The organism is Solemya pervernicosa gill symbiont, assembly GCF_002020875.1.
GTDB lineage: Bacteria > Pseudomonadota > Gammaproteobacteria.
In genome coordinates this window covers 1-13,748 of the sequence record NZ_MPRL01000008.1, presented here as the reverse complement: position 1 = coordinate 13,748, position 13,748 = coordinate 1, and the positions used below count along the sequence as shown (strand labels likewise).

Sequence of the window (13,748 nt, the reverse complement as noted above, 5' to 3'; positions counted from 1 at the left end):
GACATGTTATGTAGACAGGTACAGCCTGAGGTAACAGTTCTGTATTGGATTCCAGAATCGAGCAAGGTGGCGGGTTGAGTGAGGAGACTTAAGAAGTGGGCGATCTATTCTGTCCGGAATAATAAATCCTGCTGATAGCGGGATTTATTATTGGTCACGGTTTGTTTAGCTGCGATCCTTTTTCCCTTTCCCGCTCTGTTTCTTAGGTGGCTTGTGGCCGCCTCTATCCTTGTCGGCTTTTGGTTTTTTATAGCCTTTCGGTTTTTCGCTTGAACCCTGTTCGCTTGGCGCGCTGATGCGTAGCTGCTGGCCACAGACCCAAACCTTCTTCAGGTGTTTGAAGATCTCTTTGGGCATCCCGTCAGGAAGATCGACATTGCTGTAATCGTCGTGAATGGCGATTTGACCGATAAACTGGCTTTCAATACCCGCCTCATTAGCGATGGCACCGACGATATTCTTAGGCTCAACCTTGTGCCTGTGACCCACTTCGATGCGGTAGCGAATCATCCCCTCTTCGAGTTCACGTTCGCGCACAGGTGAACGTTCACGGCTGCGTCTGGGCTCGCGTTCTTTGTAATCACGGCCACGGTCGCTTCGTTCTTCTCTCGCGGGCTTGGTATCTTGAAGTTTGGGTAGTAACGGACGTTCTTTCTGAACCAGGTAGCTGAGCGCAGCTGCGATCTCACTCAGGCCGATATTATGTTCGCTCTGATACCCCTCAATGACCTCTTCAAAGAAACCAAGATCCTGAGATTCGAGGGTGTCGGTGATGGTCTGTTTGAACTGATCGACGCGACGACTGGCAATGTCGTCCCGGCTGGGAAGTTGCATCGAGGTGATCTCTTGTCCGGTAGCGCGTTCGATGGAGCGCAGCATGCGTCGCTCTCGCGGTGCAACGAAGAGAATGGCATCGCCCTTTCGGCCTGCACGTCCGGTACGTCCAATACGATGGATGTAGGCCTCGGTGTCGTAGGGGATGTCGTAGTTAACGACATGGCTTATGCGCTGTACATCGAGACCACGTGCAGCAACATCGGTGGCGACGATGATATCGAGAGAGCCCTTTTTAAGGCGATCAACGGCCTTCTCTCTCATCGCCTGATTCATATCGCCGTTGAGCGGTGAGGTGGCGTAGCCGCGTGCCTCAAGTTTCTCCGCTAGCTCAGTGGTGGCGACCTTGGTGCGAACGAAGATGATCATCGCATCGAACTCTTCCACCTCCAGTATGCGTGTCAGTGCGTCGAGTTTGTGGGTGCCACTCACCTGCCAGTAGCGTTGTGTGATCGTTGATACGGTAGCGGTCTTCGCCTTGATCTTGATCTCGACCGGCTCTTTAAGATACTTCTTGGCGATGCGTCGAATCTGATCCGGCATGGTGGCAGAGAAGAGGGCGATCTGACGTGTTTCGGGTGTGTGCTCAAGAATCGCCTCGACATCATCAATAAAGCCCATGCGCAACATCTCATCAGCCTCGTCAAGAACAAGACCGGTGAGATTGTCGAGTACCAGGGTGCGGCGACGAAGGTGATCCTGAACGCGTCCGGGTGTACCGACAACAACCTGTACGCCACGCCGTAGCTGGCGCAGTTGGATATCCATACCCTGGCCACCATAGACTGGCAGGATATGGAAATCCTTCAGGTGGCGAGCGTAGGTCTGAATAGCCTCGGCGACCTGTATGGCCAGCTCGCGAGTGGGTGTCAGTACCAGTAGCTGCGGTGTCTTGTTCGATAGGTCGATACGGCTAAGCAGTGGCAGTGCAAAGGCGGCGGTCTTGCCGGTGCCGGTCTGTGCCATGCCTATCAGGTCGTTGCCATCAAGTAGTGGGGGGATGCTTTGTGCCTGAATAGGGGAAGGTGTCTCGTAGCCGATCTCCTCAATAACCTTAAGTATCGGGGTGGCGAGAGCGAGCTGCGCAAAGGAGCTGATGGTTTCTTCTGACATGTTGGGCCTATCTGGAGAGCCCGGTGAACGTGATGGTCTTGCCGAGCGGGTGGTGTACTTACGATAGCTAATGATACTCCATTTGCGCGGTTAATGCTGATTCGGCAATAGAAGGGGTAAAGCTGAGTGATTTTGTTGGCTGATATTGTCGAGGGCTGTCAGCTCGACTTGTGACGTAAGCTGTCATAAAGCAGGGCTTGGCGTACCACCAAAGTAGTACTGTCGATGCTGTTGGAGGTAGTGGCAGAAGATGTCATTTTATTCATGTGGTTATTGGTCATGGCTCTGCTATAACTTGATGCATAGACGGGGGAATGTGTCTCGATGGTGTGTTGCTAGTTGATGTTTTCGCACTGAATGAGAGCGCAGGCTAGGTGGAAGAGAGGATAGCCGTAACTGTCTTGGAAACTAACACCAATAATCCACATATGGGGGAAACACAATGACTAGCTACATTAAAATAGTCGGCGCGGCGCTCATTCTGCTGATGATGCAGGGTGCGAGCTGGGCGGCGGTAAAAGCTCCACCGAAACAGATGTCGCAAGAGACCAAAGAGTGCGTTAAGTGTCACAAAAAGAACAATCCCGGTCTGGTCCAGATGTGGGGTTCAAGTCGTCACTATGGTGCCAACGTAGGCTGCTACGAGTGTCACCAGGCTGATGCCAAAGACCCGGATGCTTTCATCCACGATGAGAAAAAGGTTAAAAAACACATCTCCATCATCGTTTCTCCTAAGGACTGCTCAAACTGTCATGAGAATGAAGCGAAAGAGATGCAGAAGTCTCATCACTCTGAAGCGGGTAAGATCATGGGTTCTCTGGACAACCTGCTCGCCGAGGTTATCGAAGGCGATAACGGCATGGTTACCCCTGGATTCCCAGATGGTATCTCAGCAGCGGCGGTTAACGGTTGCTGGCAGTGTCACGGTTCTACCGTCAAGGTACTAAAGGACGGTCAACTAGATCCGGCTACATGGCCTAACACCGGTATCGGTCGAATCAACCCAGATGGCTCCAAGGGCACCTGTGCCGCTTGTCACTCCCGTCATAGTTTCTCCGTTGCGCAGTCTCGCCAGCCTGAAAACTGCGGTAAGTGCCACATGGGTCCTGACCATCCACAGATTGAGATCTACAACGAGTCCAAGCACGGTATCGCCTATCGCGCCAATCGCGAGAAGATGAATCTGGACAGCTCCAAGTGGATCCCGGGTGAAGACTACTGGGCTGCACCGACCTGTGCTACCTGCCACATGAGTGAGACCAAGAACCAGCCGGTTACCCATGATGTGGGCGATCGCCTGAGCTGGAACAACCGTCCTCCTGTTTCCAAGAAGCAGGGCTGGGTTAAAGGCACCATGGGTTGGGAAGAGCGTCGCGACAACATGAAAGATGTTTGTCAGTCTTGCCACGAAGAGGGTTGGGTTGAGAACTGGTACATCCAGTACGACGGCCTTGTTGAAATGTACAACCGTAAGTTCGGTAAGCCTGGCGTGAAACTGATGAAGGCTGCCAAGCCGCTGATGAAGGGACCCAAGTTCTCTCACAAGCTTGACTTCGTCTGGTTCGAACTCTGGCATCACGAAGGTCGTCGCGCACGTATGGCCGCGTCCATGATGGGTCCGGATATCACTCACTGGGAAGGTACTTACGATCTGGGTAAGAACTTCTACACCGAGATGGTGCCTGAACTGCGTGAGCTGATTGAGCACGGCATGCACGGTTCTGCCGCTGACAAGAAGGCTGCTAAGAACCTGGCTAAGGTACTCGACGAAGTACTGAACCACGATTCTCACAAGTGGTTCCTCGGTAAAGAGGATCCTAAGAAGGCTGCAGAGCGTAAGAAACGTCAGGCCGACTTCAAGGCACGTTACAAGAAAACTGGTGGTTCCAGGTAACATCCTAGAAGTACTGTCGTTATGACAGAAAACCCTCCACCTTCGGGTGGAGGGTTTTTTTATGGGAGAAAGATAATCGTTACATCTCTAAACAAGTTGTACTAGAAAGCAGCGGTGACAGGTGGAGCTATGAGAGTGATCATTGAAGTGTGAGGTGATCCGAACAGTGGCAATTTGATGGGTTTGTTATCGATTAACTTCTCTGCACGCCCAACCGTTGTCAATGAATGTAGTGCTTAGCGCTTGATGTCTCACCTTGATTGTCGCCAGCTGGCTGGCGCCAGAAATAAATTGATGCAATTGGCATCTATCCCAGGAAGTCATTGGTTTATTTTGAGTGAATCAGACGGGTGAGAATAATTATTGAGATTAACCTGAGTTCTCGAGTGATCAATGGTCGAATGTGAATGAGCTAAATGTTGCTGACAATAAGATGTATGTTGATGCATCAATTGGTACTACCTGAGTATCAATTGGGCCCAATCGAGTGGTGATGGAATAATGCTTAACTAAAGTTACATTGTTTTCCTTACGAAGGAGATAAGTACCCCAAGGATTATTTCTATATAAGTGATAGCTTAGTCATCGTGCAGACTGTGACGTAATAATCAGGTGCGGCGGTTAGCTACTGGCAGATGTGATTGGGTTAGATGCGGGTGCTGTGGAAGGCGCAAATAGATCTTTGAAAAAGATGGCCGATTAGGTAGCTGTGGTTAAAAAGGCGTCGCTGCCCTTTTCCCTGCACATGCAGTATTGGTGATAAGTTGATAATTAAATTGGCAGGAATACTGAGGTAATTACTCTGTGATCTCCCAACCGAGTACCTTTCCCTCATCAAACCAGATGTAACTATGTAGTTTTGAGGTTTGATGGTAGTACCAGGTGACAAATATCGCCTCCTCTACTCGAGCGGGTTTTCCCAGCAGTTTGCGAATCTCGTTGCTGGACATCTCTTTCTTGATTCTTTGCCAAAGAATGGGATCTTTCCAACGATCTTTGGTGTTCGTCTCTTCAAGGAGCATTTCGAGTGTTGTTACACGATTTTCAAGATCGATAACCCGTTGGGCAAGAGCGGACTCATCTGCCCAGGCCGTACTGCAGATTAGCGCAGTCGAAAAAAGTGCGATCGCTGTTGTAAAAGGCTTCATGTTTTTACATCTTCTCGGAATAGAAAGGTTTCAGATAAAGAACAGGTAACCTGAAATTCTCAGACGGTCACGCGATTCGATCATGGTTGCGTCTTCAGCGCACCCTGAACCCCGAGGCTGACAGGGTTCAGGGAAAATGGCAGGTCATTGTAAGCCAAATATACGGCTACTTTTTTACTTCAACGGGGATAGGGGAGAGTTCAGCACTCTTTCCGTGAGGATCACTCTGCCCATGGGATTTGCCCTGCCCATGAGGATTGCCCTCTATCTCCTTGCCTTCATGCAATTGATCCATGTTCCGCTGAGCAATCTTTTGCTTAATGGCGATTTTGTACTCCTTCGCCAGCTTGTGATTGGGGTCAAGGGCTAGTGCCTGATCTAGCATTGCACTGGCATATTCAAAAGAGCCCGAATGCTCGTAGAGAAAGGCCAGAGTGATAAACAGTTTAGGGTCTTCGGGAGAGAGCGTGATTGCATCCTGCATGGTACGGATGCCATTGGAATAATCCTGCTTCAGAAGGTAGACCCCCATCAGTTTTCGGTGAGCGTCCAACGATTGGGGATTCGACTCGATGACTTTTTTCAGGATCTCCGCAGATTGATCCAATAGCTCGGCTCTTTTGGGAGAATTGACTTCCATGGGAAGTGCCTGGGCATAGAGCGTCATTGCATCGGAGATTTTCGCTGATTCTGTTGATTTGTCGGCAGACGCAACCCCTGATTGAGAAAACACCAGTGTCAGTGCAAATAGTGCGTGTGCAATGAATCGGTTGATCATTTTCATTACCTTCCTCCTCGTTGGAAATCGTTGTATATCGTTATTTCAATTATGAGTTAAGATTCTATACTAATCGCTGCTCAGTGTCCGCCAAAAAATGGCTAACACGCTGAAAATTATTATTATTCTAAAATGTAGAAGATTTGCATTTCTGCATCTATTTCAGCCGTTTTCTGTAGTAATTGATTGGACTTCGATTCACCCTGGTGCCGAGGTTCAGGTGTGCATGAACCTTCAGTCCCGTGACTCGATGAAGTGTGTGAATTCGAAGAGTCAGAAAACCTTAATGGCGATACGATAATTCATCGATGGCAGCCTTGGTCGTGACGCCGATGATGTGTTGCATGAGCCGATGATATGACGTCTGGATACGCTGTTGCCGTATCTTTAACCCGATCATCCCATCCGCTCCAGTTTGGGGCGACTGGGTAGCTGTCTGTTATAGGGACACAAAAGTTTACTAATTAGTAATACCTGTTCATTGTATAGTGAAATGGTCGAAGGCACGGTTGCGTCTTGTGGCGCACCGCTCACTCTTGGGGGGATGAGCGGTCAGTTTCAATGTTGAGAATTAACCGTTTCGGGTAAGTAATGATCAAAAACTTCCTCTCTCTCCTCGCTGCACTGGCTGTAGCGATGTTCTTATATTCGGTCTATCTGCATCTTGAAGTGGGTGGAGAGCCCCATTACGTCACCTCCGAGTCGTGCGAGTCGTGCCACCAGGAAAATTACACATCCTGGAAGGCCAACACACTCCACCCCTATATGTTCAGACCCGTGAAGAGTGATGCGGATATCCTTGCCGATTTCGACAACGCAGATCCCAAAGTGGTCACTTTCGATAAGAGCGAGATCGAATATGTGGTCGGTAATAAATGGGAGCAGGTCTATGTGCGAATGATCGATGGCGAATACTATCTGCTGCCGGCCAAATGGTATGTCATCCAGAAGCGTTGGGTTCCCTACAAGGTGAAGGATTGGAAAGAGACGCCAATGTCCTACAAGTGCAACGGCTGTCACACCACCGGTTTCGATCCGGTAACACTCAAATTCTCCGAATTTGGTATCGGATGTGAGGCGTGTCATGGACCGGGCAGCACCCATGTCGAACGAGCAGATATGAGCGCCTCGGCAACCTGCGCCTTCTGTCATAAAGATGATGAGGCGGCTAAGACACTCGATCACACCATTATTCGCAGTGTCTCGGCCTCAGTCTGTGGGCAGTGCCATAATCGCGGTACTAATACGGCCGGTGAGGCGGTGCACGCCAACAAATTTAACTTTCCTGTTAATTTCTCACCCGATGGCGATATCGAGCAGGCGATGCAGCCCTCAACACCTGAGAGTGATAAGAAAGGTAAATTCTGGTGGGGTTCGGGTATTGCGAAAAATCGTCACCAGGAGTTTAGTGACTGGGGCAAATCCAAACACGCCAGTGCCCATCGTAAATTGATGGAAAATGCAGGCGAGGGTGACGGCCGTGGTGAGCTGGAGGAGCGCTGCCTGAAGTGCCACTCGACAGATTATCGTCACGCGAAACCCGAGAATCGTCCGACCCTTGATAGTGCGAAATATGGTGTGACCTGCGTCGCCTGCCATGAGCCGCATGGCAAGGATCGAGGTAAGGCGACACAAGAGGATGGCACTGCCAAGTGTGCCGCCTGCCATATCGACAGTATGTCGCACTGGGTGGCTGAACGTGGTGAGACGCACTACCCCTGCCCAACCACCGCCGTTGGCTGTGCCGATTGTCATATGCCGCGCATGGTCAAAACCGGCGGTTTCTTCAGCCTGCGTAGTCATGCCTTCAAGGTTGTTCCACCCGATCTGAGCAAGGGAGATAAGATCCCCAACTCGTGTCAAAACGGTGGCTGTCATGAAGAGAGAACACTGGAGTGGGCGGTTGAGGCGTTTGAACGCCACTATCCCGATATCAGGGTAGATACGACCGCTGCGGTGAAATGAACAAGATCCCGTTTTATCGACAGCTGCGCTTTAGGATCATTCTGCTCTTCTCGCTGGTGGTCTTTATCGGGACTGCTGCCGGTGCTTTCACCATGGTGCAGCTCGCTGATAAACAGTTTCGCGAGGTTCTGCACGATCAATTTCACAATACCATTTCGACTGGTAGAGAACTTCTTCTCCGTGGTCGGTGAGATGGGGCGAATCGGTAGTAACCGTTTTATTCACGATGAACGACTGCTTGCGCTACAGGTGCAGGCTGACCGTGATGGCACCGTTGCGCGTCTCGATCAGCTGCGTCAGGAGATTTCAGCCGATGTGGTGATATGGCTCGATCACAAAGGGCGGGTACGTCACCACTCAGCCGATCCTGAGCGTCAAGGTCTGTCGCTGATGTCATGGCGTCTGGTGCGCCGCGCCGTATTTGATCACAAGCGCGATACCAGCGTAGTTCAGGATCTCAATAACCTGATTATCTACTCATCGGGCTTTCCCGATGGTCATGCTGCGCGGGCATTTGATGGCATCGTGTTGGTGGGGTATGTGATCAACGATCAACTCATTAGTAATATCAGTCGCGATACCGATGTTGATATCACGTTGGTCAGGCGTCGTGCCGTGATGGCCTCTACGCTGAACCGGGGTGATAACCGGCTTCGTTCCATACCGCTCTCCTACCTCGAGTATCAACTGTTACTTAATGATCGCGACAAGGTGAGTGAGATACGTTTTAGTGATACTCATTACTTTGTTGAGGCGCGTGCGCTCGACTCCATCGATCCTTCGATGGAAGGTTCGATAATGTTGACCTACCCTCAGGCACCCTTTCGCACGATCGAACAGAATCTAGTTAATCAATTTTTCCTCTTCTCTTTTATGGGCTTCCTGTTAGTGGCATTTATTGGCAGCGGGCTGTCGCGGCGAGTACTGGCACCAATCGTGCGACTGACTGAGCGGACTGACCAGATCGCAGCGGGTGGAGATAATACCCACATTGAAATCGATAGCCGCGATGAGGTTGGGCTGTTGGCGCAGCGCTTTAACAATATGGTTGATGCAATTGAGCAGAAAAATAGTGAGCTGCGTAACTACAGTGAGACACTTGAGCAGCAGGTAGCGGAGCGTACCGAGGATTTGAGTCGTGCCAATTCGGTGCTCAAGTATAAAGAGCGGAGTCTGGCTAATGCGCAGCGTATCGCACGACTCGGTAGCTGGGAGTGGGACCTGGTCAACGATCGCTTCAGTGGCTCTGATGAACTCTACCGTATCTTCGGTATCACGGGCCTTCCCGGTGGGCGTGATTGTTTGCTGGAGCGACTCCACCCTGATGATCGCCCTATATGAGTGGTCTTCGTGCCCACGCCATCAGTAAGGGTGAGGTCGGTGAGTTGGAGCTGCGCCTGATGGCTGATGGTGGCGAAGAGAAGATTGTTGAGCTGGAGGGAGAGCTCTATCTCGATAGCCAGGGGAGCCCGATCAAGCTGGAGGGTACGGTTCAGGATGTAACGGAGCGACGTGAGATCGAGGCGGTGATGGTTCGCCGTGCCAACTTTGATGGACTGACCGGACTGCCTAATCGCAACCTCTTTTTTGATCGCCTCTCGCAGGCGATCAAGGTCTCACACCGTGAGCAGCATCAGTTGGCACTGCTCTTTATCGATCTTGACCGCTTTAAGTGGGTTAATGACAACTATGGTCATAATGCCGGTGATGAGCTGCTCGAGCAGGTGGCGCGGCGCCTGGAACTCTGTATTCGCGAGGCCGATACAGTGGCGCGTATGGGCGGTGATGAGTTCACCGTGATCCTGCCAGAGGTAGAGAGTGAAGAGAGTACAGTGCAGGTCGTCGAACGTGTGCTGGAGCAGCTGGCGTTGCCATTTACACTGCTGCAAGAACATGAGGTTGAAATCTCGGGGAGCGTAGGCGTGGCCATCTATCCGCGTGACGCAGACTCGATTGAGGCGCTCATTAAGGGTGCCGATAGTGCGATGTACGCGGCTAAGCAGCGTGGTCGCAACGCCTATACCGTCTTTCAAAAGAGTACCTAGCTGGCTAGTCTGGCCGCCTTCACACAACGCAATATCCCGTAGTCGTAGAGACCACCCAGCATCTCAAATACCGGTTTTAGTTGGCTGCTGTCGCTCTGTTCAAAGGCGTAGATGATCGACTGGATCTCTCCCGGTTTGAGAGAGACCACCTCAGAGAGTTCGGCAGCACCCGCCTCAATCGCCTTGGCGAGATGACTGTAGATGGTGTCGGGTTTGATCGCCATGCGCGTTGCGATGGCGGATACGTCCATCCCCAGTAGAAACAGCTGTAGTGTCTCCTCGTAACGGCTGACTGTTTTCGATTCGCCCTCTTCGTCGTGCCCCTTGAGCACCTGAAGAAAGGCCTCGCCGTAGGCGTCGAGTTTGCGTTCGCCGATGCCAGAAATTCGCCCGAGCTGTTCAAGGGTCTCGGGGCGGTTCTCCACCATCTCCATGAGTGTGGCGTCGTGGAAAATCATATAGGCGGCGACACCCTGTTCTGCGGCCTGCTCACGACGACACTCCCGTAGTGCATCCCAGAGCCGCTCCGACTCGCCCTTGAAGTGACTCGTTTTGCGGCCACTCGATTTTCGTTTCGAGGCCTTGCTCGCCTTTCGCAGCATCAGTAGTTCGTCACCGCGCAGTACGGGACGGCTCGCCTCGGTGAGGTGTAGTCCGCCGTGTCCCTCAATATCGACGGCTAGTAGTCCACGCGCAATCAGCTGGCGATAGAGGTTACGCCAACCGTTTTTGTCGAGCTCACGGCCGATCCCATAGGTGGAGATCTGGTCGTGACTGAACTGTTTGATACGTTCGTGATCGGAACCGGTCAGTACATCGATCAGGTAGTTAACACCGAAGCGCTGCCCGGTGCGATGTACGCATGAGAGCGCCTTCTGTGCCGCTACCGTTGCCTCCCAGGTCTCGGGCGGTTCGAGGCAGGTATCGCAGTTGCCGCACGGCTCATCAAGCTGGTCACCGAAGTAGCGCAGTAGCGCCTGACGTCGGCAGCTGGTCAGTTCGCTGAAACCGAGCATTGCATCGAGCTTGGCCCGCTCGCTACGTTTGTGATTTTCACTGGCCTCGGAGCCCTCCTGCATCTGGCGCAGGGTGATGACATCTTGCAGTCCATAACTCATCCAGGCGTTGGCGGGCAGCCCATCACGACCGGCGCGCCCCGTCTCCTGATAGTAGGCCTCGAGGCTCTTGGGAAGATTGAGGTGGGCGACAAAACGCACGTCGGGTTTGTCGATGCCCATGCCGAAGGCGATGGTGGCGACAATAATCACCCCTTCGTCTCGCAGGAAACGTTCCTGATTGGCGCGGCGATCCTCGGCTGGCATGCCGGCGTGGTAAGGGAGGGCGGTCAGCCCCTTGCCCTCCAACCACTCGGCAATCTGGTCGACGCGTTTGCGTGACAGGCAGTAGACGATTCCGGCATCACCTTCGTGTTCATTCCGAATAAAGCGCAGCAGCCGGTCACGGGCGTTGCCGTTGTTTTCGGTGATGCGATAACGGATGTTGGGGCGGTCGAAGCCGCTAACGAATTGTCGAGCCCCTGCAAGCCCCAGCCGCTCGACGATCTCTTTACGGGTCGGTGTGTCGGCGGTAGCGGTGAGCGCAACCCGTGGCACCTCAGGGAAGCGTTCATGCAGAATCGAGAGCTGGCGATATTCCGGGCGGAAGTCGTGGCCCCACTGTGAGACGCAGTGCGCCTCATCAATCGCAAACAGCGCCAGCTCCACCCGTGTCAGTAGATCGAGCATGCGTCCCATCATCAATCGCTCAGGAGCGATATAGAGCATGTCGAGTTCACCGTTAATCAGCGCCTGCTCGACGGCACGCACCTCATCGGCTGCGAGTGAGGAGTTGAGATAGGCGGCGCGTACACCGTTCTGGCGTAGCGCATCGACCTGATCCTGCATCAGAGCGATCAGTGGTGAGATGACAATGCCAACGCCACTGCGCACCAACGCCGGAATCTGAAAGCAGAGCGACTTACCGCCACCGGTAGGCATCAGCACCAGCCCATCACCCCCCGCAATCAGGTGTTGAATGATCTCCTGCTGGTGGGGACGGAACTGCTCGTAGCCGAAGACAGTACTGAGGATCTGCTGAGCGTTATTTGTCGGGGCGTGATTGGGTGCCATAAATATAGGGGGTCTGGATCGTTATAGTGACTGCCGACGATCATGCCGGGCGGGGAGATGATACCCCGTTTTACACCGCCCAACCCGACTAATGGCAGCAGATATTGAGCTGCTCCGGTAGATTTGGCCGCCATTAGGCGGTTTTCGGTCGTTATAGAGACAAAATATTAGACAAATCTGATATTTCGAGTAATCTTTGCGCTCCAAAGCCCGGATGTTGCGGGCGAAGAATTCCATTTTTCAACCACTAACTAGAGGAAATATCCATGAAACTGATCCTTTTGGGCGCCCCAGGCGCAGGTAAGGGCACCGTTGCCAAGCTGCTGACCGCGATCGACGGCTCAGTACAGATCTCTACTGGCGACATCCTGCGTGCTGCAGTTAAGGCTGGCAGCGACCTGGGTAAGCAGGCCAAGGCGTTCATGGACGCAGGTGATCTGGTTCCTGACGAGCTGATCATGAACATCATGAAGGATCGTCTGCGTGAGGACGACTGCAAGGCCGGTTACCTGCTCGACGGTTTCCCCCGCACCATTCCCCAGGCTGAGCAGCTGAAGGTTCTGCTGGAAGAGATCGGCGAGAAGCTTGACGCTGTTGTAAGCCTTGAGGTTCCTCGTGATGTAATCCTCGATCGTCTCACCACCCGTCGTACCTGCACCGATTGTGGCGCGATCTACAACGTTAAATCGAACCCCACCAAGGAAGAGGGCAAGTGTGACAAGTGTGGTGGTCCGGTTGTACAGCGTGATGACGAGACCGAAGAGGCGATCTCTAACCGTCTCGACGTCTACAACGAGAAGACCGCACCTCTGGCCGGTTTCTACAAGAACGAAGGCATGCTGATGGAAGTTGTTGCTACTTCAAGCGATGCCGTAGTAGATGCAATCAAGGAGAAGGTTGGCCTCTAAGCCAGGCGCTAATCTGATCTGAAAAAAAGCCCGCCTTTTGGCGGGCTTTTTTGTGGGCGCAAGATTGTTGCTAACCCTGCTATGGACATGAATCACGATTCTGGTTCGGCGCGTGTCCCATCTTAGCGAGAAGTCGGTGTCCAGTGTGGTTCGTAGTAGGGGGTGTTGAGGTAGGGGAGTACATTGAAGGGGGCACCGAGGTAGAAGTCACTTTCGATAGGGTCGTATCGTGCCAGGCCGTTGCCGGGGGTGAAAGTCAGCTCACCGACGCTGACCGCTATGGATAGCGAAGCGAAGGCGGTTAGGGGCGCCGTAGGCATAAACGGTCGCGTTAAGTATTTGCCGCTTGCTTGGGCTTGGATGCCCAAAACAAGCTTCCGCAAAAATAGCGACTCCCCGGAAAAGATTTGACCCTGAGGATAGTAGAGATCGACACGTACATAGGGGAAACCCTGAGACAACTTGAGGCCGATCTCGATCATTTCATCCAACTTTTCGGGTCTGGGACATAATGGAAGATTTCGTACGATATTGGGATCCTCCTTTTCGAACTCATTCCACGCGACATCGTAGATTCGGTATTGGTGATCACTGAAACGGTTAAAATCGACGTGTGCACCGAGATATTTACCATTGCAGAAGTAGAGTTTGTAGTCACGCAACTCCCCCTGATCTTCTGATAGCAGAGGCTCAATCATGATTCTCGGCTTGATCCCTCTGTAGTTAGCTTCTCCGTGACGCTCGTAGAAGCACTGTGATAACCACCTTTTGAGCTGTTTTTTAATGCTGTGCCAACTGATTTGAGCTTTGTTGGCTACACGGATATTCCAACCGCTACTTCGGGGAGTCGCTATTTTTGCGGAAGCATGTTTTGGGCATCCAAGCCCAAGCAAGCGGCAAATACTTAACGCGACCGTTTATGCCTACGGCGCCC

11 protein-coding genes are annotated in these 13,748 nt (G+C 52.3%); 6 read left to right on the top strand and 5 right to left on the bottom strand.

What is annotated here, in order from left to right:
• Positions 1–165: 165 nt before the first annotated feature.
• Positions 166–1,947: a DEAD/DEAH box helicase gene (locus BOW52_RS03200; RefSeq protein WP_078482646.1), complete on the bottom strand. Its 1,782-nt coding sequence runs from the start codon at positions 1,945–1,947 to the stop codon at positions 166–168.
• A gap of 442 nt (positions 1,948–2,389) precedes the next feature.
• Between BOW52_RS03200 and BOW52_RS03195 the strand changes: the two genes are divergently transcribed.
• Entirely contained in the window at positions 2,390–3,841 is a 1,452-nt protein-coding gene (locus BOW52_RS03195) for a multiheme c-type cytochrome (protein ID WP_078482645.1), read from the top strand.
• A gap of 797 nt (positions 3,842–4,638) precedes the next feature.
• Here the strand turns inward: BOW52_RS03195 and BOW52_RS03190 are convergent.
• Together BOW52_RS03190 and BOW52_RS03185 are read right to left on the bottom strand one after the other, a co-directional pair.
• On the bottom strand, positions 4,639–4,989 hold the full coding sequence (locus tag BOW52_RS03190; RefSeq protein ID WP_078482644.1) for a hypothetical protein: 351 nt from the start codon (positions 4,987–4,989) through the stop codon (positions 4,639–4,641).
• A gap of 166 nt (positions 4,990–5,155) precedes the next feature.
• Positions 5,156–5,773, bottom strand: a complete 618-nt coding sequence (locus BOW52_RS03185) for a tetratricopeptide repeat protein (protein WP_135621981.1) — start codon at positions 5,771–5,773, stop codon at positions 5,156–5,158.
• 585 nt (positions 5,774–6,358) lie between these two features.
• Between BOW52_RS03185 and BOW52_RS03180 the strand changes: the two genes are divergently transcribed.
• The 4 genes from BOW52_RS03180 to BOW52_RS03165 are packed head-to-tail and all read left to right on the top strand — an operon-like array spanning position 6,359 to position 9,777.
• Positions 6,359–7,732: a multiheme c-type cytochrome gene (locus BOW52_RS03180; RefSeq protein WP_078482643.1), complete on the top strand. Its 1,374-nt coding sequence runs from the start codon at positions 6,359–6,361 to the stop codon at positions 7,730–7,732.
• Entirely contained in the window at positions 7,729–7,923 is a 195-nt protein-coding gene (locus BOW52_RS03175; RefSeq protein WP_078482642.1) for a hypothetical protein, read from the top strand. Before BOW52_RS03180 ends, BOW52_RS03175 begins: the two co-directional genes overlap by 4 nt.
• Positions 7,913–9,073 carry a HAMP domain-containing protein gene (locus BOW52_RS03170; RefSeq protein ID WP_078482641.1) on the top strand — a complete coding sequence of 387 codons (1,161 nt, stop codon included), beginning with the start codon at positions 7,913–7,915 and terminating at the stop codon, positions 9,071–9,073. The genes BOW52_RS03175 and BOW52_RS03170 overlap by 11 nt, the downstream gene beginning before the upstream one ends.
• A complete protein-coding gene (locus tag BOW52_RS03165; protein ID WP_078482640.1) occupies positions 9,070–9,777 on the top strand; it encodes a GGDEF domain-containing protein in 708 nt (235 codons plus the stop codon). The genes BOW52_RS03170 and BOW52_RS03165 overlap by 4 nt, the downstream gene beginning before the upstream one ends.
• Here the strand turns inward: BOW52_RS03165 and recQ are convergent.
• A complete protein-coding gene (recQ, locus tag BOW52_RS03160; RefSeq protein WP_078482639.1) occupies positions 9,774–11,906 on the bottom strand; it encodes a DNA helicase RecQ in 2,133 nt (710 codons plus the stop codon). The genes BOW52_RS03165 and recQ overlap by 4 nt on opposite strands.
• A gap of 266 nt (positions 11,907–12,172) precedes the next feature.
• Between recQ and BOW52_RS03155 the strand changes: the two genes are divergently transcribed.
• Positions 12,173–12,814: an adenylate kinase gene (locus tag BOW52_RS03155; protein ID WP_078482638.1), complete on the top strand. Its 642-nt coding sequence runs from the start codon at positions 12,173–12,175 to the stop codon at positions 12,812–12,814.
• 122 nt (positions 12,815–12,936) lie between these two features.
• Here the strand turns inward: BOW52_RS03155 and BOW52_RS03150 are convergent, their stop codons facing one another.
• Positions 12,937–13,707, bottom strand: a complete 771-nt coding sequence (locus tag BOW52_RS03150; RefSeq protein WP_172840095.1) for an ATP-grasp fold amidoligase family protein — start codon at positions 13,705–13,707, stop codon at positions 12,937–12,939.
• Positions 13,708–13,748 lie beyond the last annotated feature (41 nt).